Raw genomic sequence first — 25822 nt, 5'->3', positions numbered from 1 at the left:
ATTTTTAAAAGGAATATGATTAGCCTGATTTTTGCTCATTTAAATAATTTATAGCTAATTGGCTATTAACATAAGAGTTTGATTTTAAAGCATACAGTCTTCCTATGTTAAGTTTTTTTTCTTGCATATTTCTGTAGTCTTGAATAGCATTTAAAGCATTTTCTTTCAAACTTTCCATAGTTTTGATTATGAGCTTTTTGTCTATTGTATTCATGTTTTCAGATGAAATTATACTGCCAATTATGCGATTTTTATAACGATCATTATTTGGAGATATGAAAGTGACATTCTTGCCAAGTAAAATTTTAAGTTCATCTTTTTCCAAAAGAAGAAATCCTAAATCATTAGGTAACTCACCTATAGGTAACTCAAAGTCTTCAATAATGACTAAATGACCATTTGAGCTTAAGGCTAATTTTAATTTATTTAAAGTATCCTCCCAATATTGAATATGTATCTCATGTAATACATTAACTAAAACAATAATATCATAGAAATTTTTAGGGACATTATCTATTTCATTAAAAATGGCGTTAGCTCCTTGTTCAAGTACAGTTTGATTATAATCCTTATTAATATCAAAACAATCATAATTTTTTATTCTACTCCAAGTTTCGTTGTCTTCTTTAATACATTTTAATAGTCTTCCTAAACCAGAACCAAAATCCAAAATCCTTAATTCTTTCTTTTTTAAAATTAGTTGTTTAAAAACATCTAATTGAGGATCATTTTTATTTGCTGATTCAAATACTTCTGGGTCTTTAAAACATTGAGCCATAAAATTTGTCATTGCCCAAGAAGGTGTTGAAACTAGAAATTCCACAATCTTATTATAATGTTCTTCAAAACCCATTAATTCATCAACTGCATTGAAAGGAACAGAAGATGATGGAGTTAATAACTCATCATCTTTTACCAAGAAAATTGAACCATAATCTAAGGTAGCAATAATAGATAATGAATGGGTAGCAATAATAAGTTGACCTCTTTCTTTAACTAAATTTTCTAAACTTTGGATTAATTTTATTTGAGCTTTTGGATGTAGGTTAAGTTCAGGCTCATCAATTATGATTATTGATTCTTTAAATTTAATTTTTGGATTAAGATTCAGTAGGAATAATAATATGGCATATGAAAAAAGAACCTTCTCCCCATCTGAAAAGTCTTGATAGTTGAAAGTTCGATTATTTATAGTCCAATATCCTCTAGCTTTTATAGAAACATGGTCATCGTGCTCATCTATATCAGAATTTTTATAGTGCCAAAGAATTTCTTTTCCCAAAAATTCTTTGATAAGATCTTTTAATAATGTAAATCTTTTATAGGATACACGGCTTTTAAATTTTTTTTCGTCTCCCTGACATTCAAGTTTATCCAATACAAGTCTATGTGGAAGCTTTTCTAGAAAGGTCAAAGAACTTTCATTAATCATTTGGAATTCATTGATTTATCCTATCTCAATTACTGAGTCAATTATATCTTGAAATAAAACTTTTTTTTTGTTTGTATTATCAAAACTTTTTTGAAGCCGTCTTAAATCAGAGGGATTTATTATTTTCAGATGTTGAGTGATTTCTTTGTTTATTTTATCGATTCTTTCACTAATTGTTTTTTCTGTAGGTCTTAATCCCCGAGGCAATTTATTACATGCAATCGTAAAAAGATTTGCTTTATCACTTATTTTAGTAACATTTTTACTTTTTTTTGCTTCTTGTAGCTCTTGATAAGCTAAATAAACATTATAATGATTAGTGTAATGACTTTGTATTTCATCTAAATCACTTGATAAATAATCAAATTTTTTATTTAATTCAGATGTTATATCGTAATTTTTTATCTTATTTTCAATGGCTTTTAGATATCGCGATTTACCCGATCCGTTTTTACCAACTAAAGCAATTACAGAGCTAAATTTCGAAGATTTAAAATCCTTTAAACCGAACTGTTCAACATCTTTATTATCTAAATGTAATTCTTTTATTCTCATGTTATTTTTTGTAAGGTGATTATTATCACAAAATACAAAAAATACTTATATCTTCTCCTGCAATACCTTAATTTCATCCCTTAGCTTGGCAGCCTGCATAAAGTCAAGATCTTTAGCGGCTTTTTCCATAGCCTTACGTTTTTCACGTATAATCTTTTCAATTTCGCCTTTAGCCATATAAGTGGTATCAGGCTCGGCAGCCATTTTAGGAGTATTGTCATAATGGTATGACGAGATAGGGCTCTTGGTAAGCGAACTTTCAATTTTCTTATTAAGCGCTTTAGGTTCCAGTCCGTGTGCCGTATTAAAGTTCATTTGCTTTTCGCGGCGGTAGTTGGTTTCATCTATGGTACGTTGCATACTGTCGGTTATCTTATCAGCATACATAATTGCCTTACCGTTTACGTTACGGGCAGCACGCCCTACAGTTTGTACCAGTGAACGCGTACTTCTTAAAAAGCCCTCCTTATCGGCATCCAGTATAGCCACAAGCGATACTTCCGGCAGGTCAAGCCCTTCCCTTAAAAGGTTAACCCCAATAAGTACATCAAACAGGCCTTTACGTAAATCCTGCATGATCTCCACACGCTCCAGTGTATCCACTTCCGAGTGGATATAACGGCATCGAATAGATACCTTGGTCAGGTATTTGGCAAGTTCTTCGGCCATACGTTTGGTTAGTGTAGTAACCAGTACGCGTTCGTCGGCCTCTACACGTTGTTGTATCTCTTCTATAAGATCGTCTATTTGGTTAAGGCTTGGGCGAACTTCAATTATAGGGTCTAATAGCCCAGTAGGACGTATAACCTGTTCCACATATACACCGCCACTTTTTTGAAGCTCATAATCGGCAGGAGTGGCACTTACATAGACTACCTGATTTTGCAGCGCTTCAAACTCCTCAAACTTAAGCGGACGGTTATCCATCGCCGCAGGCAGCCTAAAGCCGTATTCCACAAGATTTTCTTTACGGGAACGGTCACCACCATACATGGCGTGTACCTGAGAAACCGTTACGTGGCTTTCGTCAATCACCATAAGAAAATCATCAGGGAAATAATCCAGAAGGCAGAAAGGCCTTGTGCCCGGTAACCTTCGGTCAAGATAACGGGAATAGTTCTCGATACCTGAACAGTAACCAAGTTCACGAATCATCTCAAGGTCAAAATTGGTACGCTCCTCAAGGCGTTTAGCTTCTAGGTGCTTGCCTATTTCCTTAAAGTAATCTACCTGTTTTACCAAATCCTGCTGTATTTCCCATATAGCACCCTGAAGCACGTCGGGAGAGGTTACAAACATATTGGCAGGATAAATATTAAGACGGTCGTATTTTTCTATTACAAGAGCTGTTTTGGCATCAAAAGCTTCAATTTCTTCAATCTCATCCCCAAAGAAATGTACTCGGAAAGGATCATCAGCATAACTAGGGAAAATCTCTACCGTATCCCCCTTAATACGGAAAGTACCTGGGGTAAATTCAGCTTCGGTACGGGAATAAAGGCTCTGTACCAACCTGTGTAAAAGTTTAGTTCTTGATATAACCTGATCGCGCTCTATAGAGATTACGTTCTTTTGAAACTCAACAGGGTTACCTATACCATACAGGCAGGAAACCGAAGCAACCACAAGTACGTCGCGCCTTCCCGAAAGTAGGGAAGAGGTAGTGCTTAAACGCATTTTTTCCAGTTCCTCGTTTATGGAAAGGTCTTTTTCTATATATGTTCCCGTTACGGGTATATAAGCTTCGGGTTGGTAGTAGTCGTAGTAAGACACAAAGTATTCAACCGCATTGTTAGGGAAAAACTGCTTAAACTCGCTATACAGCTGTGCCGCCAGCGTTTTGTTATGTGCCAGTACAAGGGTAGGTTTTTGTACCTCTTCCACAACGTTTGCCATGGTAAAAGTTTTACCCGAACCGGTAACCCCTAACAGAGTTTGAAAACGTTCCCCCGATTTTAATCCGTTACTGAGTTGTTTTATTGCTTCGGGCTGATCGCCCATAGGCTTATAGTCTGATACTACCTTGAATTTCATTTCTTTTTCCTTGCTTTCCACAAAGATAGTGAAATAGATTTTTGGTTATTTGTTTATATGGTTATTCGGTTTGGGGTAATCAAATAAACAAATTAACGTATCAACAAGCTACATGAAATTAATCAAAACACTCCATCATAAGCAGGTCACCTTTCTTATATTCTATGGTTACAATACCATCATTTACGGTAGTATTGCTGCTGCCTGTACGGTAGCCTATAGTTAGTTCCTCGTCAGTTAGAGGGTACTTTAGGTTTTGTGTACTTATACCCGATACTTTACCTATAGGAATTAATGAGATAGGGGTGTTGGCAGGATACCATTTCTCAAACTTTTGGTGTAACAGGAAAATTTTAGAATGGTCGTCCAGTATAACTATTTTGATGAGGTTACGGTAGCGTACTATATTGGTAATGTTGGTAATGGTATGATCGGCACGTTTACCGGTAGCCCAAATTACATTTACAGCAGGTATTTTACGCTCAATAAGGTAATCAAAGGCTTTTTCAAGATCGGTCTTTTCCTGATCCGGACTGTAAACAACCTCAAGCGGATACTGTAGGTCTTTGTATTTTTCTATATCAAGACCGCCATCAAAATCACCTAAAAGCACATCTATCTTAATGCCAAGTTCCATAACGCGTTCTATGGCATTATCCAGTACAATTACAAGTGGAGACCATTCCAGCAACTGATCTGTTAACTCTCGTGAGCAGGCAGCGCCGTTAGCAATAATTAAAGCCGGTTCCTGGTCGTCCCTTACAATATGGTGTGATGACATACTTTTAATTTAGGCTGCAAAAATACAAACTTTACAGTATAATGCTATTCTACGGTATATGTTATATAAGAACCCTCGCTAAGTCTGAAATAGCCAAGGGCATAATTGTCAGGATTTGTTTGGTTTACAATATTGCCCCTAACATTTATTGAAGGTGTTCTAAACGGATTAGTAACATTTTCTTCGTCTACAATACTTAATATCTTAGACATATAATCAAAGTGTCTTGAAGAAATTCCGTAAAGGAAAGTTGTAATTTCGTCTCCCGGTTTCAGGTCATCAAATATGGTTATGGTATAAGTATAGTTACCGTTTACAAAACGATCATCAAAAATAGCCACGCCGCCGCTGTATCCTTCACGGCCTATTTCCCTGAGATAGTAGTTGGTTTCGGGAGGGTCCTGAAAGTAAGCTTTTAAGGACATATCGTTAGGGTCAAAACCTTCATTAGTTAGAATCACTTCCTCAAGCTGAGGAACGGGCATCAGTGTTTCGGTAGCCGTAAATGTTTCCCCGTTAAGTTCTATAAACAAAGTGTATGTTTCTCCAATTTCAGGATTAAAATTAATGCACGCGTATATACCCTGAAACCCAGATTTATCTTCACTGAATTCAAAGACATCATTTTTGCTGTTGGTAACATATACGGTAGCTCCGCTAACTTTAGGAACCTCTGTATCATAAAATCCTGCTGTTGTGGTTAAGCGCACTTCCTGATAATGTCCGGTAAATGTTTTCATCCAGTTAAAAGAGGCTTCTACAACCAATCGGGGAGGAGCTGTGGGCAGGTCTAAATCAACAACGTCTTCACAAGCTGTAAAAAACAGGCTTGTGAAGACGAGTAATAAAGTGTATAGTTTTCTCATTCAGAAAGGTTTGCTGAAAAAACTAACGCAAAAACTATGCTATTATTGAATGGTGTAATCAGTTTTTACAGCCTGAGTTACACGAAAGTACCCCAAAGCATAATTATTAATATCATTTTGATTAACCAAATTACCTCTTACAGTAGACGGCGGTACCTGAAACGGACCACTACCCGCACCCCCTTCGGCAATTTCGATTAGCTGTCTCATATAGTTATAATACCTTTCAGAGCTACTATGAAGACTTATATTTACAACCTGACCCGGTTCCAGATCTTCATCACTAAAAAAGTTAAATATTTCATTCCCCTGATTAAAACGGTCTTCTATGGCATCATAGTCAGGGTAGGGAATAACCGGAGCATCAAAACGGCTCAGGTACCAGTTGTCTTCCTCTCCGTTATCCTGGAAAAAGAATCGTACCTCCACTGCGTCACCAAGAAAACCTCCTTCGTTGTTCTGTACAATCTCAGTAATATCAGGGCAGGCATAAAGTGTTTCTGTAGCTTTAAAGGTTTGTCCCCCTGAAATTACTGTAAGTATATAATTCTCACCAATTACAGGCTCAAAATTAATACAGTTATAAAGTCCTGTACCCGGATTTTCAACAAAATCGAATATTGTTCCTGCTGAATTGGTTACAAATACCGTAGCACCTGATACAACAGGTACTTCAGGCTCATAATATCCTGCTGTAGTGGTTAGTCTTATAGTTTGTTCGCTACCATCGGTACCCTTAACCCAGTCAAGAGAAGCATCAACAACAAGGCGTGGTGGTGCAGTTTCAAGATCTACATCAACTACCTCTTCACAGCTAGTGAAGAAGGCTATGGTTACTATTGCTAATATGAATTTTATATTTTTCATGACGATTCCTTAAAATTTAAAGTTATACGTAACACTTGGTATAACACCAAAAATAGAAAGCCTTACAGCCTCATTGGCTCCTGTATCTTCATTTTGCCTGAACGTGATAGAAGCTGCATTCATCCTATTGTAAAGGTTATAAATACTAAATACCCATTCTCCCTGCCATCCTTTTTTCTTTTCAGGTTTAGGAGTGTAAGTTGCCGATACATCCAGGTGATGGTAAGCAGGGTTTCTGTCCATGTTTCTTGCGCCAAAACTAGGTACTACAACATCTCCGTACTGGTAATATCCGTTAGGGTAGGTTACTGCCTGACCCGACTGTAGGGCGAATATCGCACCAAACGACCATTTAGGGTTAAGTTCATAACTTCCGGTAACAGAAAGGTTGTGTGTCTTGTCATATCCGGCAAAATACCAGTCGCCATTATTAATTCCCAGCTCATTTGGAGTTCTGCCCGGTGTTTGCTGTTCAGTACGGGATAAAGTGTAAGATATCCATCCTGTTAGCTTACCTGTATTTTTTCTAAACAATACTTCAAGTCCGTAAGATCTTGCCTTACCCGGTAGTACAACCTGTTCGATAGCATCGTTTGCAATAAGGTTGGCTCCGTCAATATAGTCAAGCCTGTTTTTTATCTTTTTATAGTATACTTCTGTTTCAAGGCTGTAAGCAGCGTCTTTAAAGTTTCTGAAGTATCCTACAGCATACTGGTCAAGTGTTTGCGGTTTTAAGTAATCATCACTTGGAGCCCAAACATCTAACGGAGTAGGTGATGAGGTATTGGTTATAAGGTGAAGGTATTGTGCCATCCTGTTATAGGATGCCTTAACCGACTGCTCATCGTTTAATTTATAAGCGATACCTACACGAGGTTCAAGATTATTGAAGTCGGCTATAACATCACCGCTGCCATAATGTTTAGTATCTATAGGAGTGGCTTTTTCATAGATTTTTAAATCGTCGTTAAAAACAACAGCCTGATTGTTGGCATAAATATTCATATCCTGAGCACCAAGCCTGTAGAACATACTGTAACGAAGACCATAGCTAACGGTAAGGTTTTCTGTAAGCTGTTGTTCTGCATCTATATATATAGCAGGTTCAAAAGCATATTTTTTATCCAGCTGGTCAGGGTTTATATCAGAGTCTTCACCGCTTGGTTCAATTGTACCGGGATTAAAGTCATAATAGATAGTATTAAGCCCGTAGTTTAATTTGAATTTATCTGACAGGTAATGTTTAAGGTCGTACTTGAAGTTGTAGTTTTTAATACCCGAATCCCAGTTTAGACCAACAAAATCAAGCTCCAAACCATAGTAGTAATCGCTATAGATTAAAGACATGTTAGCAAACAGCTTCTCGCTGAAAAGGTGGTTCCAGCGAAGGTTTACCACTGCGTTACCATATATGTTATTAAAGCTGTCGCTTATTTCTAATAAGTCACGCCCAAAATACCCCGATAAGTAAAGGTTGTTGTTATCGTTAAGCTTGTAGCTTAGTTTAGTATTAAGGTCATAAAAATAGGCGCTGTTTTCTTCTCCTGCCAGTTTCATGAAAAGGTGTGCATAAGAAGCGCGGCCTCCTATAAGGAATGAACCTCTTTCTTTTACTATAGGGCCTTCAGCCAGAATTCGGCTTGAAATGGCACCAATACCTCCTGTCATGTGAAATTCGTTGCTGTTACCCTCTTTCTGGTAAATGTCAAGTACTGAAGATAAACGTCCGCCATATCGTGCCGGGATACCGCCTTTATAAAGCTTAAGGTCCTTAATAGCGTCGGCATTAAAAACTGAGAAGAAACCGAAAAGGTGAGAGGAGTTGAATATGGTAGCCTCATCCAAGAGGATAAGGTTTTGATCGGCAGCACCACCGCGTACGTTAAAACCTGAAGCTCCTTCTCCCGCATTGGTAACCCCGGGAAGTGTAAGGATGGATTTAAGTACATCGACCTCACCCATTACTACAGGCATTTTTTTAATTTCCTGCACCGATAGTTTATTAACGCTCATCTCTGGTGTGCGGATGTTTGCTTTTTGCTGATTAGCAGTAATAACTACCTCCTGCAACTCTTCACTGGATGAAGAGAGTTGAAAATTTTTCCTTACATTTTGGTTAAGGGTAATGGTTTCGGTAATCGTGCCAAAGCTTACATAGCTTATCTCTACCGTGTAGGTTCCTGCCGGAAGCGAGATGGAAAAAAATCCGTACTGGTTTGTAGCGGCTACGGTTTCGGTTTCCTTAATGTAAACGTTTGCTCCGATGAGAGTTTCATTACTGCTGTTGTCTGATATTGTACCACTTAGGGTAAACTTTTCCTGAGAAAAGGCAACAGCTGTAAAGAACAATAGAAAGAATGCCGGGAGGCACCTTTGTTTAAAAGTGTTCATTTGTTGATTGATTGAAGTGATTAGTTTTCTTAGCAAATTCTTTGGAAAGCATAACTTTCCGGTATCGTAACGTCGTATAGACGAATTAAATTGTGTTGTGTTACATAATTGATGGTTTTTTAATCGATTTCCTACTTTTTTTTGCGTGATTGTCACAATTTCAGTACATAAAAAAAGCTGCCTGAAAAGGCAGCTTTTAAATTATGATTGTTTGTTATTAAGCCAGTTTAGCTAATATGCTGTTAAGCGTTTCGCTTGGCCTCATAGCTTTATCAGTTTTACCAAAATCAGGGTGGTAGTAACCGCCTATTTCCTGTGGTTTGCCCTGAGCTCCAATTAATTCGTCGTTAATTTTAGCTTCGTTAGCTGTAAGCTCTTCTGCAATCGGAGAGAATTTAGCTTTAAGTTCTGCATCCTTATTTTGAGCAGCAAGTGCCTGAGCCCAGTATAAAGCAAGGTAGAAATGAGAACCACGGTTATCAATTTGTCCTACTTTACGTGCCGGAGACTTATCGTTTTCAAGGAACTTCTCGTTAGCAGCATCTAAAGCTTCAGAAAGTACGATAGCTTTAGCATTGTCCTGAGTTTGACCTAAGTGCTCAAAAGAAACACCTAAAGCAAGGAACTCACCAAGAGAGTCCCAACGAAGGTAACCTTCTTCCACAAACTGCTGAACGTGTTTAGGGGCAGAACCTCCCGCACCTGTTTCAAATAAACCACCACCATTCATTAACGGAACGATAGAAAGCATTTTTGCAGATGTACCAAGTTCAAGGATTGGGAATAAGTCTGTAAGATAATCACGTAATACGTTACCTGTTACAGATATAGTGTCAAGGCCTTTTCTTATTCTTTCTAAAGAGAATTTAGTGGCCTCGATAGGGTTCATGATATGGATTTCAAGACCGTTAGTATCGTGGTCTTTTAGATACGTTTTTACCTTTTCGATAATCTGAACGTCGTGAGCTCTGTTTTCATCTAACCAGAATACAGCAGGAGTTGCAGATAATCTTGCACGGTTTACGGCAAGTTTAACCCAGTCCTGGATAGGAGCATCCTTAGTCTGACACATTCTGAAGATGTCACCAGCCTCAACATTCTGCTCCATATATACAGTACCGTTATTGTTGTCTGTAACCTTAACAACACCGTTTGCATTTAGTTGGAATGTTTTATCGTGAGATCCGTATTCTTCTGCTTTTTGAGCCATAAGCCCTACGTTAGGCACGCTACCCATAGTTGCAGGGTTAAAAGCACCGTTTGCCTTACAGTCTTCTATTGTAGCTGTATATATGCCAGAGTAACTTCTGTCGGGGATAATAGCTAAAGTATCCTGTTGCTTACCTGCAGCATTCCACATTTGTCCGGATGTACGGATCATAGCCGGCATAGAAGCATCTACAATAACGTCAGAAGGAATGTGTAGGTTAGTAATACCCTGATCAGAGTTTACCATTGCAATAGCAGGACCGTTTTGGTATACTGCCTCGATAGCAGCTTTAACTTCTGCTTCCTGAGGAGTACCTGCAATTTTAGCATAAACATCACCTAATCCGTTTCTTGTATCTACACCAAGCTCGCTGAATAGGGCTGCATATTTAGTAAATACATCTTTAAAGAATACCTCTACAATAGCACCAAAGATAATAGGGTCTGAAACCTTCATCATGGTAGCCTTAAGGTGAACAGAGAATAAAACACCCTGTTGTTTAGCAACTTCTATCTGCTCAGAAACAAAAGCTTTAAGCTTTGTTAGGTTAAGTGCAGAGCTGTCTATTATTTCTCCTGCCTTTAGCGGAGTACTTTGCTTAAGTACTGTAGTAGTACCGTCGTTAGCTGTGAATTCAATTCTTACATCAGTAGCATCTTTTACGGTAACCGATTTCTCACTACCATAAAAATCGCCTTCACTCATACTTGCAACATGTGTTTTAGAGTTAGAAGACCATGCACCCATTGAGTGAGGGTGAGCTTTAGCGTAGTTCTTAACCGCTTTAGGAGCTCTACGGTCTGAGTTACCTTCGCGTAAAACCGGGTTAACTGCAGAACCTAATACTTTAGAATAACGAGCCTTGATTTCTTTCTCAGCATCGTTTTTAGGCTCTTCCGGATATTCAGGAACATCGTATCCCTGTGCTTTTAGTTCTTTTATAGCAGCTTTAAGCTGAGGAACAGAAGCAGATATGTTTGGTAACTTTATAATGTTAGCTTCAGGGGTTTTAGCAAGTTCACCAAGTTCGCTTAACGCATCACCTATTTTTTGATCTGCACTAAGGTTTTCAGGGAAGTTTGCAAGTATTCTTCCTGCAAGTGAGATGTCTCTTGTTTCAAGCTGGATTCCGGCAGGAGCAGCAAACGACTGTACAATTGGAAGAAAAGAATGGGTAGCCAGCATAGGGGCTTCATCGGTTATTGTGTAAATAATCCTGGATGTTTTTGACATTTCTTTTACGTTTTTAAAGGCCCTTCCGGCCACACATCATGAAGCCAGCAGGTGTAATTATTAATGAGTTGTATTTTTGTTTGTGTGCTGTGCTTATAAGGGCTGTAGTAAATGGAGGTAGCCCAAGTAGTATCCCTAAAAAGCAGGCTTGCAAATATAGCAAAATCTAAATAAAAACCTTATTGGTAATTCTTTAAAAAAACGTTGTAGTAATTTAGGAATCCTCAATAAAAGGCATAAAAAAATCCCTATGCAATGCGTAGGGATTTTGTATACTGCAATCAAAGAAATTATCTTCTTCTTTCTTTGATTTTTGCTTTTTTACCAGTAAGGTCTCTAAAGTAGAATATACGAGCTCTTCTAACTTTACCTCTTTGGTTAACTTCAATTTTTTGTAATGCAGGCATGTTGATAGGGAAGATACGCTCTACACCTACTGAACCAGACATTTTACGGATGGTGAAAGTTTGAGTGATACCAGCACCTCTTTTTTGGATAACAACACCTTTAAAGAACTGAGTTCTTGTTTTTTCACCCTCTTTAATTTCGTAGTACACAGTAATTGTGTCTCCTGAGTTGAATTCAGGGAAATCTTTTTTCGCAACGAATTCGTCCTGAACGAATTTTACTAAATCAGACATGATTTTAAATTTATATAGTTTGAATCAGAACAACATTCACGGTTTTCGCCAGAGGTTGATCCGAAATTGGCTGCAAATATAGTTATTTTTTCTAAACGTCAAAACAAATTTAAGTGTAAAATAACTGTTTCTTAAGTGTTAAGATTCAGTTGTTTAGCGTTGTTTTGGTTTTGTATCTTATTCCAAAAGATCAGGCCTTCTGTTTTTTGTGTGTTCAAAAGCTTTTTCTTCCCTCCATTTGTCAATATTGGCAAAGTTTCCGCTTAAAAGCACATCAGGTACTTTCCATCCCTTATATTCCGCCGGGCGCGTGTAGATAGGAGGGGAAAGCAGGTTATCCTGAAAACTATCAGTAAGAGCAGAGGTTTCATTACTTAATACGCCCGGTATAAGTCGTATTATGGAGTCGGCAACAACAGCTGCTGCAAGCTCACCTCCCGATAGTACAAAATCTCCAATAGAAATCTCTTTGGTAATAAAATGATCGCGAACACGCTGGTCAACACCTTTATAATGTCCGCAAAGTATAATGATGTTTTTAAGTAACGACATTCGGTTAGCCATTCCCTGATTAAGGGTTTCCCCGTCGGGAGTCATATAGATAACCTCGTCATATTCCCTTTCGCTTTTCAGTTTGCTTATGCATGCGTCTATAGGTTCTATCATCATAACCATACCGGCACCTCCACCAAACTGGTAGTCGTCTACGTTTTTATGTTTGTTGGTGCTGTAATCCCTTAGGTTATGTAGATGTACTTCCACAAGGCCTTTGTCTATGGCGCGTTTAAGTATAGAGGCTTCAAATGGGCTTCTTAAAAGTTCGGGCAGTACAGTTATAATGTCTATGCGCATTTTTAAAGTTTCAGAGTTTTAAAGCGGCAAAGATACAAAGTTTAACGGCTAACCTGCAAAAGGGTTAGCCGTTGTTTATTATGCTCCAAATTGTTTTAAATGGTGATCAAGGTGTTTGTACTGTAATGCATCCCATTCTTCCATATTCATTGTGCCAAAGAAAGGGTGTGTAAGATTTTTTATGCACTTGTGTCCATCTTTGGCAAAAACCTCTACAAGTTCTACAAGTTCGTTTTTTGAGGTTTCAAAATCAGGTTCGTGAGATACCCTAAACTCTTTTGCGGTAGGCATGCCTTTGCCAAAAGGCTGTGGCTGTAATAATTTCTTTTTGGCCGATTTACCAAAAAAGAAAACAAGAAGCTTGTTTGGCTTTAATTGCAATGTGCCGTGGGCTACCTTAATAGGCTGCTGGCAGTGCAGCAGCATTTGGCTTACCGTCATTTTTCCCCATTGAGAAAGGGTAATTGGCGTAAGCTGGTTTATTCTTTCTATAAGTTCTTTATTATCGGAGGGATTAAATATACTCGGCATAAGTTCGTTTTTTGAAAATTTCTCCCAAATTTAAGGATTATTAATCTAACTTTTTCACGGCTACAAGTGCATAAACAAAAGGAATTTTGTTTTGAAGATGAGGGATTCTAAAGCGTTTGCTTTCAAATTCTTTCATGTTGCTAAAGCAATTGTAGGGAGAATAATCATACTCCTTAAACGTCTTAATTTCAAGATTATTAGAAATAAGACTGGTAAAAACCTCGCTAAGGCCATGGTTCCATGAAATGGTTTTTGCCTCCATCAGTGCTGCTTTATCGGCATAAGTTCCTGTTTCGGTTTCAATAATAGTCTCTACATTAAAATAGCTGTAATCTATTTTTTGAAAACTGCTGTCAAACATCCATACAAAAGGATGGAACTCTGCAAAAACAAAACTGCCTCCCGGTTTTAAAAAATGATTAATCACTTTTGCCCATTTGTCAAGGTCGGGCAGCCAACCAATAGTGCCATAACTGGTAAATACAATATCAAATTTTTCATCCAGATGATTGGGTAGGTCATAAATATCGCAACATACAAAGTTAGCAGGTATTCCTGTGGTTATGGCAAGTTCACGGGCTTTATTGATAGCAACATCAGAAAGATCTGCTCCGGTAACCTGGGCGCCCATTCTTCCTAAAGACAAGGTGTCCTGGCCGAAATGGCATTGCAGGTGCAGTATTTTTTTACCCGTAATGTTGCCTAAAAGTTCAACCTCAATGCTGTTTAAAGATGTTTCTCCATTAAGAAACCCGGTCATATTGTAGAAAGCGGAGTCGATATGGAATTCCGTCTTTTTGTTCCAGGCATCTTTATTTATGTTTATGTAATTGCTTTCGTTTTCCATAGCTTTTGGGTTTGATATCCAAATTTACCTTTTTCTTATAATTCGTTATCAGGTTTAGTGGTAATTAATTTGTAAATTTGCGCCTCATATTAAAAAATAAAGACAGATGGAAAACGGAATTTACGCTAAATTCAATACCCCAAAAGGTTCTATTTTAGTAAAACTTACTCATGATAAAACGCCTGGTACTGTAGGTAACTTTGTAGGACTTGCCGAAGGTAATCTTGAAAACGATGCTAAGCCACAAGGCAAACCATATTATAACGGACTTAAATTTCACAGGGTTATTCCTGATTTTATGATTCAGGGAGGATGCCCGGTAGGAACAGGTGTTGGTGGTCCTGGTTATCAGTTTGATGATGAGTTCCACCCCGAACTTAGACACGACAAGCCGGGAGTACTTTCTATGGCAAATGCAGGTCCCGGTACTAACGGATCTCAGTTTTTTATCACTCACGTAGAAACGCCTTGGTTAGACAACAAACACACTGTTTTCGGACATGTGGTAGAAGGTCAGGATATTGTTGATGCAGTTGCTCAGGGAGATGCTATTGAGAGTATTGAGATTATCCGTGAAGGTGATGAGGCTAAAAACTGGAATGCGATTGAGGCTTTCAGAACTTTTGAAGGTTCGCGTGAAAAACGTATTGCTGAGGAAAAAGAAAGAGCTGAAGCTGAAATGGAAAAGCTTGCTGCAGGTTTTGATAAAACAGATAGCGGACTTCGTTATAAAATAATCCAGAAAGGTAGCGGCAAGAAAGCTGAAAAAGGAAAAACTGTATCTGTTCACTACACAGGTTCTTTAGATAACGGACAGGTGTTTGATTCATCATACAAAAGAAAACAGCCTATTGATTTCCCACTTGGTATGGGTCATGTAATTGAAGGATGGGATGAAGGTATTGCTTTACTACAGGTTGGTGATAAAGCAAGATTTGTTATTCCTTCTCATTTAGGTTACGGTTCTCGTGGTGCAGGTGGTGTTATTCCGCCGGATGCTACACTTATTTTTGATGTGGAACTAATGGATGTAAAATAGTATTGAGATTTCAGAAATGAGATTCTTATGCTTTTAAATATTTAAAGCGCTTCTTTTTGAGGCGCTTTTTTATTGGAATACTTTTTGAATGTGATGTTTATATGGCTTATTTTTGTGAAATACATTACAGTGTTATGAAAAAGCTTTTATTCTTAGTTACGATATTGATAGGTTTTACCGCAAAAGCCCAGTTACCGGGTTCTACCATGCATTGCGGGTATGATTTTACATCATATCTGGTATTGCATGTACATGAGCAGGGTAAGGAGGAAAACGTAAAAAATCTTAAGATTACTGTTGTAGACAGCTTGGGTCGTGACCTTATTAATGTAAATAATATGTATAGCTGGAGTAATGCTAACAAACCGCTTCAGTTTTCGCTTAACTATCTTATAGATGATAATAATAAAAGGCTGGAGGAAGGCGCTACCGCTACAAAAGAGCGTTGGTTTTTTCCTTTTGCTAAAGATAATTACCTGTTATCTGTAGCTAATACTTTTCCTGCAGATAGTTACAGTATAAAGGTTGAAGATACAACGGGAGCTTATAAACCTGTAATTATTCAGCTTTATGCCTACAATATGTATGTACTTTGCTCTAATGAAAGTAGGGATGCTGCAATTAAGTTTGGGCGTAAGACAAACAAGCCTTTGGAGATAGTACTTGAAAAGAAATAAATTGCAATTAAGTAATTTATTAATCTATCTCCATTTTATATTACAACCCATACTTGGTTTTTGAGGCTCAGGTATAGTACGGTTGTATAAAATGCCATCTATTGCGTTGCGCAGGTCGCTACCGCTTACCGGTATGTTATTACCCGGACGTGAATCGTCAAGCTGGCCGCGATATACAAGTCGGTTTTGAGAATCAAACAAGTAAAAGTCAGGGGTACAGGCAGCATCGTATGCTTTTGCTACTTCTTGGGTTTCATCAAAAAGATAAGGGAAATCTACATCATTTTTAAAGGCAAACTCCGTCATACGGTCGGGTCCGTCCTGAGGGTACTTTACAGGATCGTTACTGCTAATGGCTACCATACCTATTCCCTGTACGGTATAATCGTTGGCAATCATTACTATTTCCTCAATAACATGCAATACAAAAGGGCAGTGGTTACATATAAACATGACCAACGTCCCTTTTTCTCCTTTAATATCCTTAAAAGAAAAGCTGTTGCTGGAGTTGGTGTCCTTTAAATGGAACTCGGGTGCTATAGTGCCTAACGGAAGCATATTTGAGGGTGTGTTTGCCATTTTTTAGAAAAGATTTATTTTAGCAAATTACGATAAATTTTAAAATAAAATAAAAAGAAAAAGCTATGTTAACCTGGGAAGAATTTGAGAAAACCGAGATGCGGGTGGGTACTATAACTGCTGTAAATGATTTTCCTGAAGCCAGAAAGCCTGCCTATCAGCTTACTATAGATTTTGGGACTGAAATAGGGGTGAGGAAATCATCTGCGCAAATTACAAAGCGCTATACAAAGGAGCAGCTAACCGGCAGGCAGATTGTTGCTGTGGTGAATTTCCCTAAAAAGCAGATAGGGAAGTTTATGAGCGAATGCCTGGTACTTGGTGCTATGGGTGCAGATAATGATATTGTACTACTGGCACCCGATTTTAAAGTAGAAAACGGATTGCGAATAGGATAAAAATAAAAAAACTGCCTATTGGCAGTTTTTTTATTAAATGTCGTCAAAGTTTACGTCTGTAAAGCTTTCGGTTGTAACAGTTTCCTCAGCTTTATCGGCAAACAGTTTTTTGAAATCTTTCTGGTGTCTTTCAGATATTACTTCTTCACCTTTATGTGCAAGTACATAATCGGTCATTTCATTAAGTATTTCTTTGAAAGCAGCGAAATCTTCCTTGTAAAGATAAATCTTGTGTTTTTTAAAGTGGAAAGAACCATCTTCTTCTGTAAACTTTTTGCTTTCAGTAACTGTTAGGTAGTAATCGTCAGCTTTAGTGGATCTCACATCAAAAAAATATGTCCTTCTTCCTGCCCTTAAAACTTTAGAAAAGATTTCTTCTTTTTCAAGCATGTCATTATCTCTCATAATCCTTCGTACTTTTTTAATTGGTTTATGTAGCTACCAAAAATCTAAAAAAAATCTTAATAATCCAACAATTTAATTTATTTCTTTTTCTGAAAGCTGTTTTAAATATAGCTCTTTGTAATATCCCGGTTCGTTTACAAGTTGATTGTGAGTTCCTTGCTGAATGATTTCTCCGTCCTCTAAAATGATGATCTTATCGGCATTCTTGGCAGAGGATACCCTGTGGCTTACAATAATAGTAGTCTTGTCTTTACAAAACTCCATAAGGTTATTTAATATAGCTTCCTCAGTTTCAGTATCTACTGCAGAAAGCGAGTCGTCCAGCAATAATACAGGTGCATTTTTAATCATGGCTCGTGCAATGGAAACACGCTGTTTTTGTCCTCCTGAAAGTGTAATACCTCTTTCGCCTAATACGGTTTCGTATTCCTTGTTAAAAGCTATAATATTATTGTGTACCACAGCTTTTTTGGCAACAGAAACTACTTCTTCATCAGTAGCATATTCATCACCAAATTTTATATTGTTTTTAATGGTGTCTGAGAAAAGGAATGCGTCCTGAGGTACAAAGCCTACACTGTTTCTAAGGTCGTATAAATTAAGTTTCTTAATATCGGTACCATCAACAGTTATTTTACCTTCCTCAATATCATATAGCCTGCTAATTAGGGAAAGGATGGTAGATTTACCCGATCCTGTTTTTCCCAGAATAGCCAGTGTTTCACCTTTCTCTACACTAAACGATACATTTTTAAGTGCTGTAATGTTGGTGTCTTCATAGGTGAAGGTAACATTGGTGAATGCGATATCACCTTCGATAACCGAGTGTTCCGGATTTGTGTTTTGTATTTCCGGCTCTGTTTTAAGGAACTCGTTAATCCTTTTTTGTGAAGCCTCAGCTTCCTGAACCATACTTGATATCCATCCTAAAGAAGCAACAGGCCATGTAAGCATGTTTATGTATAGTATAAATTGTGCAATGGTACCTATTTCTGCAATGGTGCCGTCTATATACATTTTACCACCTACATATATTACAACAAGGTTACTTATACCTATTAGTAATATCATAAACGGACCAAATAGCGCGCTTACTTTAGCAAGGCTCATATTTTTGTCTTTACTGTCTCTTGAAAGGTCGGTAAAATCGTCCTGTTTTTGTTTTTCAAGTGCGTAGGCTTTTATTACCCTTATGCCTGAAAACATTTCCTGTGTAAATGTTGCAAGTTTAGACAGGTTTTCCTGATAGCGGGTGCTGCGTTTGTTTATTTCGACACTTATCTTAAATATACTGTATGATAGTATAGGTAATGGCAATAGCGTGTAAAGTGTAAGTTTTGGCGATATAATTATCATGTGTGTGGTAATAACCGCAAAACGTATAATGGTGTTAAGGCTGTACATTATAGCAGGGCCTACATAAGAACGTACCTTATTTACGTCTTCGCTAATGCGGTTCATAAGGTCGCCAGTGCGGTTCTTTTTATAAAAGTTTTGCGAAAGCTTTTCATAATGTTCGAATATCTCGTTCTTTAAGTCGAACTCAATATGCCTTGACATTACTATAATAGTTTGCCTCATAAAAAAGGTAAGTACACCGGCAAGCAGGGTAGTACCTATAATTATAAGGATACTGTGAAATATCTGTTCTTGTGCAACTGACGCTGTAATTTTACCCGAAGTTGCCTTTTCTATAGAGGTTAATATCGCCCCGGTATATTCCGGTGAAAATAAAGAGAATATATTGGCGATAATCGTGATAAAAATCCCTAAAAGAAATTGAAATTTATATTTTATAAAGTATTTGTTTAAATGCTGAAGTTCCTTCATGATAATATTGTTAAATCAGGATTTTTTTAGCTAAAATTGTTAAAATCAGTTTATTGGTCAGGTAATTAGCCTATCAAAATTAATGTATTTTTATTATTGAAAACTTAAAAAAAAGGATTTATTTTGCCGTATCTTAAATTTAAATGTATTTTTGTACACTGTTTTTGAATAAATTTCAATTTAAAAAATATTATCATGATAACAGAAGTTGTTAAAGCTAACGAACTTACAAAAGTCGATCCGGTTTTTGGGCAGGCTTCTTTCAATGACCACGAACAGATTGTTTTTTGTCATGACAAAGATACTGGTTTAAAAGCAATAATCGGTATTCATAATACAGTTTTAGGACCTGCACTTGGAGGTACAAGAATGTGGAAGTATGCAAACGAATGGGAAGCTTTAAATGACGTGTTAAGGCTTTCAAGAGGTATGACATACAAATCGGCTATCTCAGGTCTTAACCTGGGTGGTGGTAAAGCTGTTATTATTGGTGATTCTAAATTAGATAAGACTCCCGAGCTTATTACAAGATTCGGTCAGTTTGTAAACTCTCTTAGCGGTAAATATATCACTGCAGAGGATGTGGGTACAACAACTCCTGATATGGACCTTATCCGTGATGTGACTCCTTATGTTACAGGAATTTCTGAAGAAAGAGGTGGTTCCGGTAACCCTTCTCCTGTAACTGCTTACGGTGTTTATATGGGTATGAAAGCTGCTGCTATGCACCAGTTTGGTTCAGCAAGCCTTGATGGTAAAAGAGTATTAGTGCAAGGTACAGGTCACGTAGGTGAAACACTTATTGATTATCTTACTAAAGAAGGTGCTCTTGTACAGATATCTGATATCAACCAGGCAAGAATGGAAGAAGTGGGTGCTAAGTATGGTGCTAAAATATTTATGGGTGATGATATTTACAGTGCAGATGTAGATATTTATGCTCCTTGTGCTTTAGGTGCTACTGTAAACGATGAAACTATCGAAAGGCTTAAAGCTAAAGTTATTGCAGGTGCTGCAAACAACCAGCTTGCTAACGAAAATATTCACGGTAAGATGCTTCAGGAAAGAGGTATTCTTTATGCTCCTGACTTCCTAATCAATGCAGGTGGTATCATTAACGTTTATGCAGAGATTGCAGGTTATGATAAAGTAGAGGCAATGAAGAGAACAGAGAATATCTACAACACAACATTAGAGATATTCCACTTTGCAGAAGCTAACGGTGTAACTACACAGCAGGCTGCAATGTCTATCGCTCAAAAACGCATTGACGACAGAAAAAAAGAAATGGCTAAATAATAAGCCTTAAAAATAATATTACTATTTTTGCGAAGCGAAAGAAGACCTCTTTCGCTTCGCTAATTTTTAAAAGTTCTTACGTACGGATGTTAAACAGAAGACATATTCGTGTTAAAGTGATGCAGTCAATTTATGCCATGCATCAAAATGGTTCAGATAGCCTTGATAAGGAAGAGAAATTTCTTTTCCAAAGTATTGAAAACGTTCAGGACCTGTACCTGATTATGCTTTCTGCATTGGTAGAAATTCGTAACAGTGAAGAACTGTTTTTAGAGAGATCCAGCAAAAAGCACCTTGCTACCGCACTGGAGCGCAATCCCAACAAAAAGTTTGTAAACAATATTGTACTTAAGCTTCTAAACGACAGCAATTCGTTAAGTATTGCTATGGAAGACAGGAAGATTACAAACTGGAAAAACAACGACGATTATATCCTTATCCTTCTTGATGCTGTTAAAAGCAGCAAAGTGTATGAAAAATATATGGAGACAAAGGAGAATAACTTTTTTGAAGACAGGGATTTTGTTGTAGACCTGTTTACAGAGGTTGTAGCTCCAAACGAAAAGCTGTATGAATATCTTGAAGATCATAAATTAACATGGGTAGATGATATTCCGCTTGTTAATACAATGATTGTTAAGCAGCTTAAGCAGATAAAGAATGTTGAGGAAGATGTAGATGCCCTTTATATACCTAAGCTTTTTAAAGATATTGACGACAGGGAGTTTGTAAAGAGTCTGTTTAGAAAGACCGTACTTAACGAGTCTGAACTTTCTCAGGAGTTTATCGATAAAACCCCTAACTGGGATGCTGAACGTATTGCTGAAATTGACTCTATTATCCTTAAAATGGCAATTTGCGAATTCTTAAAATTCCCGTCTATTCCTGTTAAGGTAACAATTAACGAATATCTTGAGATCGCTAAGGAGTATTCTACACCAAAAAGCAGTATCTTTATCAACGGTATTCTTGATAATTTGATTAAAGACTATCAAAACACCAATAAATTAGTAAAAACCGGCAGAGGTTTAATGTAGAACCAATTTAAAAAACTATTAGTTATGTTAAAAAAATCAGCTGCTATGCTGGCCATAGCATCTTTAGTACTTTCAGTTTCATGCAAAGAAAACGCAGCGCTTAAAATTGATGAAAACGCAGCAAAACAAGCAGAAATAGCTCATGCTGAAGCTGGAAAAATGCCAGTAATTAAATTTGAAACAATGGAACACGACTTTGGAACCATTAAACAGGGTGATAAAGTTGAGTATGTATATAAGTTTACTAATGAAGGTGCTGCAGACCTAGTAATCAGCCAGGTTAAACCAAGCTGTGGTTGTACTGCTCCTGAATGGACTAAAACTCCTGTTGCACCGGGTGCGTCTGGTGAGATTAAAGTGGTTTTCGATTCTAACGGTAAATCAGGTAAACAAAGCAAAACTGTAAACGTACACTCTAATACTGAATCAGGAACAGACGTACTTAAATTTACGGCAGAAATTAATGCTCCACAAGGAATAGGTGCAGCATCACACTAATATTTTTATAAAACAACATGGAAGCAATTCAACAGTTTGGTCCTTTAGTTTTAATTATTGCGATATTTTATTTTTTAATGATTGTTCCGCAACAAAAAAGACAGAAAAAAGAAAAGGAATTTGAAAGTAACCTTAAGGTAGGTGATAAAATAGTTACAAAAAGCGGTATTCACGGTAAGATTGCTGAAATAGCAGAAACTACTGTAGTTATCGAGACTATGGCAGGTAAGCTTAAAATGGAGCGTTCTGCTATATCATCTGAACTTTCTCAAAAACTTCAGAATCAGAAATAAAAAAAATCCTCAGCAAACGCTGAGGATTTTTTTATCTATACTTATCATTAAGCCCGATTCCGTCAAGAATCATGGGCTTAATTTTTTCCACTCTTGAAAGCTTTGTAGCTTCTCTCCTGGCAGTTTCAATGAATTCGGCATACTCACGCTGCTTAAAGGGTGTTAGTTGCTCAAAAGCAGCTTTTAAGGCTGTAGAATTGTCCAGTTCTTCCTGAAGGTATTCGGGTATTACCGTTTCTCTTTTTTCAGGTTTAATTTCAAGTCCTGCTTTTTCTACCTCAATAGCTTCGTTAATATACTTAAGCACCTCTTTTTCGTTAACCTCTTTTTTTGAGGTAAAGCGCCATTGTCTTAACGATTTTGTATTCCCCTCGTTAGCGTTTACAAGTATTTCTTGTTCATCTTTAAGAAAAACACCTTTAAAGAACCATATGGTAAAAAAGTTTTTGAAACCGCCTATCCCCAAAACATTCTTGTCGTTATAGGTGTAAACAATACCTCCCCATTTGGTCGTTTCGGTTAACGGGGTTTTATTGATAATACTTTTAAGCAGCTCAAGCTCTTCGCTCCACTGATTGGTCTTATCCCATGTTTTTCTTTCTTCCATCGTTATTTCTTTTCAGCTGTAAGCTCTGCAATCTTTACAATTACTTCTACAGCTTTTTGCATGCTCTCTACAGGAACATATTCATATTTTCCGTGGAAGTTATGTCCACCCGCAAATATGTTAGGGCAAGGTAAGCCCATGTATGATAGCTGAGAACCATCTGTCCCACCTCTAATAGGTTTGATGATAGGTTTAATACCCAGTTCTTTCATAGCTTTTTCAGCAATCTCTACAATATGGAAAACGGGCTCAACCTTTTCTTTCATGTTAAAGTACTGGTCTTTTATCTCAGCTTTGGCTATGTCACCGCCAAATTGCTTAGCATATTTTTCATTGATACTTTCAGTAATCTTGGCAACAAGCTTTTTCCTTTTTTCAAATTTCTTTTTATCGTGATCACGGATGATAAGCTGAACTGTAGTTTCCTCAATACTTCCGTTTATTCCTGTTACGTGGAAGAACCCGTCGTAACCTGAAGTTTTCTCAGGTACTTCTTCTTTAGGAAGTTTAGAGATAAACTTATTGGCTAATAACATAGAGTTTATCATTTTTCCTTTAGCGTAACCAGGGTGTACACTCTTACCGCTAAAAGTAATTTTAGCGCCTGCAGCATTAAAGTTTTCGTATTCAAGTTCACCTATCTGGCTGCCGTCCATTGTATAAGCCCAGTCTGCGCCAAATTTCTCTACGTCAAACTTATGAGCTCCACGACCAATTTCCTCATCCGGAGTAAAACCTACACGTATTTTACCGTGCTTAATTTCAGGATGCTTAATAAGGTACTCCATAGCAGTAACAATTTCTGTAATACCTGCTTTGTCGTCTGCTCCTAAAAGAGTCGTTCCATCGGTAGTGATAAGGGTTTGCCCTTTATATTGTAAAAGGTCTTTAAAATAACCCGGAGACAGCACTATATTTTGCTCTTTATTAAGTATTATGTCGCCACCATCATAGTTTTCTATAATTTGTGGATTAACATTAGCTCCTGTAAAATCGGGAGTAGTGTCAAAGTGAGAAACAAAACCTATTACAGGTACTTCATGATCTACATTTGAAGGAAGCGTAGCCATAATATAAGCATGCTCATCTATGGTAACATCTTCCATACCTATAGCTTTAAGTTCTTCTACAAGCTGGTTGGCAAGGTCCCATTGTTTTGCAGTACTGGGTGTAGTGTTAGAGTTTGGATCAGATTCTGTATCAACAGTGACATAGCTAATAAAGCGGTCAATAATATGCTGCATTTTTAATAAATTTTAAATGAAGCATCAAATTTACAATTTTGCCCCGAAGTACAATAATTTTAAGCAGCTTAATAACCTAGTTTAAAGGTAGTGTAATGTTAAAAGTAGCACCCATGCCCGGTTGTGATTTTGCCGATATAGTTCCTCTGTGCTGTTCAACAATTTTTTTACATATACTTAGGCCTATTCCGGTACCGGCATAATCTCCTTTTCCATGAAGCCTTTGGAATAATTTAAATATCTGTTCGCTGTATTGTGCATCAAAACCAATACCATTATCTGAGAAGATAAGATGGATTGTATTGGTTAAAGGGTTTATTTCGTGTGATATGGTAATAACCGGTTTTTCGCTGCTGTATTTTAATGAATTGCTTATAAGGTTAGAAAACAGCTGCTCCATTTGTAAGGGTATTGCTTTTAAGGTAGGCAGCCAGCTTTTTTCAATTTTAGCTTTTTTTTCCTTTATTAAAAGCTCATAATCGGCAATAACATTATCAAGAATATCGTTGAGGTCAACATCTACAAATTCTTTTTCTACAGATAGCCTGCTGTATACCAATACGTCTTTAATAAGCTGTGTCATACGTCCTGCAGAGCTGTGTATTTTCTTGATGTAAGGTTCTGCCTCTTCACGCGACATGTCTCTGTCTTTAATGAAACTTATAAACGTTTGTATCTTTCTTAAAGGCTCCTGTAAGTCATGACTGGCAATATAGTTAAACGATTCCAACTCCCTGTTGGAGTTTTCCAGCTGTATATTTTTTTGTTCCAGTAAGGAGTTCACTTTCTTTAACGATGCGGTTCTTTCTCTAACTTCTTCCTCAAGTCGGGAGTTAAACTCACTCAATTCTTTTTGTACATTTTTACGGGCTGTAATGTCATTAAATATAACTGCTACTTTATTGTTGAGCTCTTCATTTAAAGGAAAGGCAGAAACCTCATACCATCCATTAATAAGCTCTTTTGCCTCCTGTTCAAAATATTGAGGTTTACCTGTTTTTGCAATTTCACCATAAATTTCGAACCAGTGATTTTCATGTTTAGGTTCTATTTCTTTCATGGTTTTGCCGATGGCGTCTTTTAATCCTGTCTGTTTTTCAAAAGCAGGATTGGTTTTTATGAACCGATAATCTATAGCATTATCGTTTTCATCAAAAATCATCTCAATAATACAAAAGCCCTGGTCGACAGAATTAAATAAAGAAAGGTACTTATCTTCAATCTGTTCGGCTAAAAGAGCATTGATTTTTTTCTCGGCAATTTTTTGTTCGGTAATATCTTCCCATATTCTATAAACACCATTGCCTACTTTGCAGTCAGATACTTTAAACCAATGTTGTTTCCCTTCAAGATTTTCATAATACCTAACCCAATTTTGTTGTTCGTTGTCTAAAAAAGCTTTTTTTAAACTTTCTATTTGGGCTATCTGATCGGGCAATATTTCCAGTAATGTTTGCCCGGTACGGTCTATACCTTTAAAGAAGTCTATTGTACCACGGCTTAATAAAGTGAACCTGAAATCTATAATTTCTTTTTCTTCATTGTACACAGGAGTAAAGAATATACTGCGATTGTTAGGGGCATCAAATGCCATTTTCATAAGTTCAAAACTTAATGAGGCAGGTGCAGTATTTTCATTGAAATTATTCATTACTGTATATAGCTAGGTATGATTC

25 protein-coding genes are annotated in these 25822 nt (G+C 37.2%); 7 read left to right on the top strand and 18 right to left on the bottom strand.

All coding sequences use genetic code 11. The features are described 5' to 3' along the window. Positions 1 to 19: 19 nt before the first annotated feature. From FUA48_RS15545 to FUA48_RS15490, 12 genes are all read right to left on the bottom strand, one after another. Complete coding sequence (locus FUA48_RS15545) at positions 20 to 1432, bottom strand: AAA family ATPase (RefSeq protein WP_147584375.1); 1413 nt, start codon at positions 1430 to 1432, stop codon at positions 20 to 22. Positions 1433 to 1447: 15 nt separating this feature from the next. Beyond that, positions 1448 to 1987 (bottom strand): P-loop NTPase family protein, encoded by a 540-nt coding sequence (locus FUA48_RS15540; protein WP_147584374.1) that lies wholly within the window; start codon positions 1985 to 1987, stop codon positions 1448 to 1450. A 45-nt stretch (positions 1988 to 2032) separates the two neighbouring features. After that, on the bottom strand, positions 2033 to 4021 hold the full coding sequence (gene uvrB, locus FUA48_RS15535; protein ID WP_147584373.1) for an excinuclease ABC subunit UvrB: 1989 nt from the start codon (positions 4019 to 4021) through the stop codon (positions 2033 to 2035). A gap of 118 nt (positions 4022 to 4139) precedes the next feature. Next, positions 4140 to 4802, bottom strand: a complete 663-nt coding sequence (locus tag FUA48_RS15530; RefSeq protein ID WP_147584372.1) for a thiamine diphosphokinase — start codon at positions 4800 to 4802, stop codon at positions 4140 to 4142. A 44-nt stretch (positions 4803 to 4846) separates the two neighbouring features. Then, on the bottom strand, positions 4847 to 5668 hold the full coding sequence (locus FUA48_RS15525; protein WP_147584371.1) for a DUF4249 domain-containing protein: 822 nt from the start codon (positions 5666 to 5668) through the stop codon (positions 4847 to 4849). Positions 5669 to 5710: 42 nt separating this feature from the next. Further along, positions 5711 to 6535, bottom strand: coding sequence for a DUF4249 domain-containing protein (locus tag FUA48_RS15520; RefSeq protein WP_147584370.1), 825 nt, complete (start codon positions 6533 to 6535; stop codon positions 5711 to 5713). A gap of 9 nt (positions 6536 to 6544) precedes the next feature. Then, a complete protein-coding gene (locus tag FUA48_RS15515; protein ID WP_147584369.1) occupies positions 6545 to 8926 on the bottom strand; it encodes a TonB-dependent receptor in 2382 nt (793 codons plus the stop codon). 217 nt (positions 8927 to 9143) lie between these two features. Continuing rightward, entirely contained in the window at positions 9144 to 11369 is a 2226-nt protein-coding gene (locus FUA48_RS15510; RefSeq protein ID WP_147584368.1) for an NADP-dependent isocitrate dehydrogenase, read from the bottom strand. A 290-nt stretch (positions 11370 to 11659) separates the two neighbouring features. Beyond that, positions 11660 to 12010, bottom strand: coding sequence for a 50S ribosomal protein L19 (gene rplS, locus FUA48_RS15505; protein ID WP_147584367.1), 351 nt, complete (start codon positions 12008 to 12010; stop codon positions 11660 to 11662). Between the two features lie 177 nt (positions 12011 to 12187). Continuing rightward, positions 12188 to 12862, bottom strand: a complete 675-nt coding sequence (gene trmD / locus FUA48_RS15500; RefSeq protein WP_129751118.1) for a tRNA (guanosine(37)-N1)-methyltransferase TrmD — start codon at positions 12860 to 12862, stop codon at positions 12188 to 12190. A gap of 78 nt (positions 12863 to 12940) precedes the next feature. Further along, positions 12941 to 13393 carry a DUF1569 domain-containing protein gene (locus FUA48_RS15495; protein ID WP_147584366.1) on the bottom strand — a complete coding sequence of 151 codons (453 nt, stop codon included), beginning with the start codon at positions 13391 to 13393 and terminating at the stop codon, positions 12941 to 12943. A gap of 40 nt (positions 13394 to 13433) precedes the next feature. After that, positions 13434 to 14240 (bottom strand): class I SAM-dependent methyltransferase, encoded by an 807-nt coding sequence (locus FUA48_RS15490; RefSeq protein WP_147584365.1) that lies wholly within the window; start codon positions 14238 to 14240, stop codon positions 13434 to 13436. A 106-nt stretch (positions 14241 to 14346) separates the two neighbouring features. Here FUA48_RS15490 and FUA48_RS15485 point away from each other — a divergent pair, with 106 nt between their 5' ends. Both FUA48_RS15485 and FUA48_RS15480 read left to right on the top strand, forming a co-directional pair. Further along, positions 14347 to 15279 carry a peptidylprolyl isomerase gene (locus FUA48_RS15485; RefSeq protein ID WP_129751121.1) on the top strand — a complete coding sequence of 311 codons (933 nt, stop codon included), beginning with the start codon at positions 14347 to 14349 and terminating at the stop codon, positions 15277 to 15279. 134 nt (positions 15280 to 15413) lie between these two features. Further along, positions 15414 to 15956, top strand: a complete 543-nt coding sequence (locus tag FUA48_RS15480) for a hypothetical protein (RefSeq protein ID WP_147584364.1) — start codon at positions 15414 to 15416, stop codon at positions 15954 to 15956. A 24-nt stretch (positions 15957 to 15980) separates the two neighbouring features. Here the strand turns inward: FUA48_RS15480 and FUA48_RS15475 are convergent, their stop codons facing one another. After that, a complete protein-coding gene (locus FUA48_RS15475; protein WP_147584363.1) occupies positions 15981 to 16535 on the bottom strand; it encodes a thioredoxin family protein in 555 nt (184 codons plus the stop codon). Between the two features lie 65 nt (positions 16536 to 16600). Here FUA48_RS15475 and FUA48_RS15470 point away from each other — a divergent pair, with 65 nt between their 5' ends. Next, positions 16601 to 16933, top strand: a complete 333-nt coding sequence (locus FUA48_RS15470) for a tRNA-binding protein (RefSeq protein WP_147584362.1) — start codon at positions 16601 to 16603, stop codon at positions 16931 to 16933. Between the two features lie 33 nt (positions 16934 to 16966). Here FUA48_RS15470 and FUA48_RS15465 read toward each other — a convergent pair whose 3' ends face one another. Both FUA48_RS15465 and FUA48_RS15460 read right to left on the bottom strand, forming a co-directional pair. After that, positions 16967 to 17338 carry a PUR family DNA/RNA-binding protein gene (locus FUA48_RS15465; RefSeq protein WP_129751125.1) on the bottom strand — a complete coding sequence of 124 codons (372 nt, stop codon included), beginning with the start codon at positions 17336 to 17338 and terminating at the stop codon, positions 16967 to 16969. Between the two features lie 72 nt (positions 17339 to 17410). Then, entirely contained in the window at positions 17411 to 19168 is a 1758-nt protein-coding gene (locus tag FUA48_RS15460) for an ABC transporter ATP-binding protein (protein WP_147584361.1), read from the bottom strand. Positions 19169 to 19363: 195 nt separating this feature from the next. Between FUA48_RS15460 and FUA48_RS15455 the strand changes: the two genes are divergently transcribed. The 4 genes from FUA48_RS15455 to yajC all read left to right on the top strand — a co-directional run bounded on the left by FUA48_RS15455 (position 19364) and on the right by yajC (position 22295). Further along, on the top strand, positions 19364 to 20467 hold the full coding sequence (locus FUA48_RS15455) for a Glu/Leu/Phe/Val dehydrogenase dimerization domain-containing protein (protein ID WP_129751127.1): 1104 nt from the start codon (positions 19364 to 19366) through the stop codon (positions 20465 to 20467). 86 nt (positions 20468 to 20553) lie between these two features. Further along, the gene (gene nusB / locus FUA48_RS15450) at positions 20554 to 21504 is read left to right on the top strand and encodes a transcription antitermination factor NusB (RefSeq protein WP_205729415.1); all 951 of its coding nucleotides are present in this window, start codon (positions 20554 to 20556) and stop codon (positions 21502 to 21504) included. A gap of 24 nt (positions 21505 to 21528) precedes the next feature. Next, complete coding sequence (locus FUA48_RS15445; protein WP_147584360.1) at positions 21529 to 22002, top strand: DUF1573 domain-containing protein; 474 nt, start codon at positions 21529 to 21531, stop codon at positions 22000 to 22002. Between the two features lie 17 nt (positions 22003 to 22019). Then, entirely contained in the window at positions 22020 to 22295 is a 276-nt protein-coding gene (gene yajC, locus FUA48_RS15440) for a preprotein translocase subunit YajC (protein ID WP_147584359.1), read from the top strand. Positions 22296 to 22326: 31 nt separating this feature from the next. On the opposite strand, the gene FUA48_RS15435 is transcribed toward yajC, so the two are convergent. From FUA48_RS15435 to FUA48_RS15425, 3 genes are all read right to left on the bottom strand, one after another. Then, a complete protein-coding gene (locus tag FUA48_RS15435) occupies positions 22327 to 22902 on the bottom strand; it encodes a YdeI/OmpD-associated family protein (RefSeq protein ID WP_147584358.1) in 576 nt (191 codons plus the stop codon). Positions 22903 to 22904: 2 nt separating this feature from the next. After that, complete coding sequence (gene pepT, locus FUA48_RS15430) at positions 22905 to 24146, bottom strand: peptidase T (protein WP_147584357.1); 1242 nt, start codon at positions 24144 to 24146, stop codon at positions 22905 to 22907. 76 nt (positions 24147 to 24222) lie between these two features. After that, a complete protein-coding gene (locus FUA48_RS15425) occupies positions 24223 to 25797 on the bottom strand; it encodes a sensor histidine kinase (RefSeq protein WP_147584356.1) in 1575 nt (524 codons plus the stop codon). Positions 25798 to 25822 lie beyond the last annotated feature (25 nt).

The sequence above is a fragment of the Flavobacterium alkalisoli genome (genome assembly GCF_008000935.1).
Classification (GTDB): domain Bacteria; phylum Bacteroidota; class Bacteroidia; order Flavobacteriales; family Flavobacteriaceae; genus Flavobacterium; species Flavobacterium alkalisoli.
This window is presented reverse-complemented; position numbering and strand designations above follow the sequence as displayed.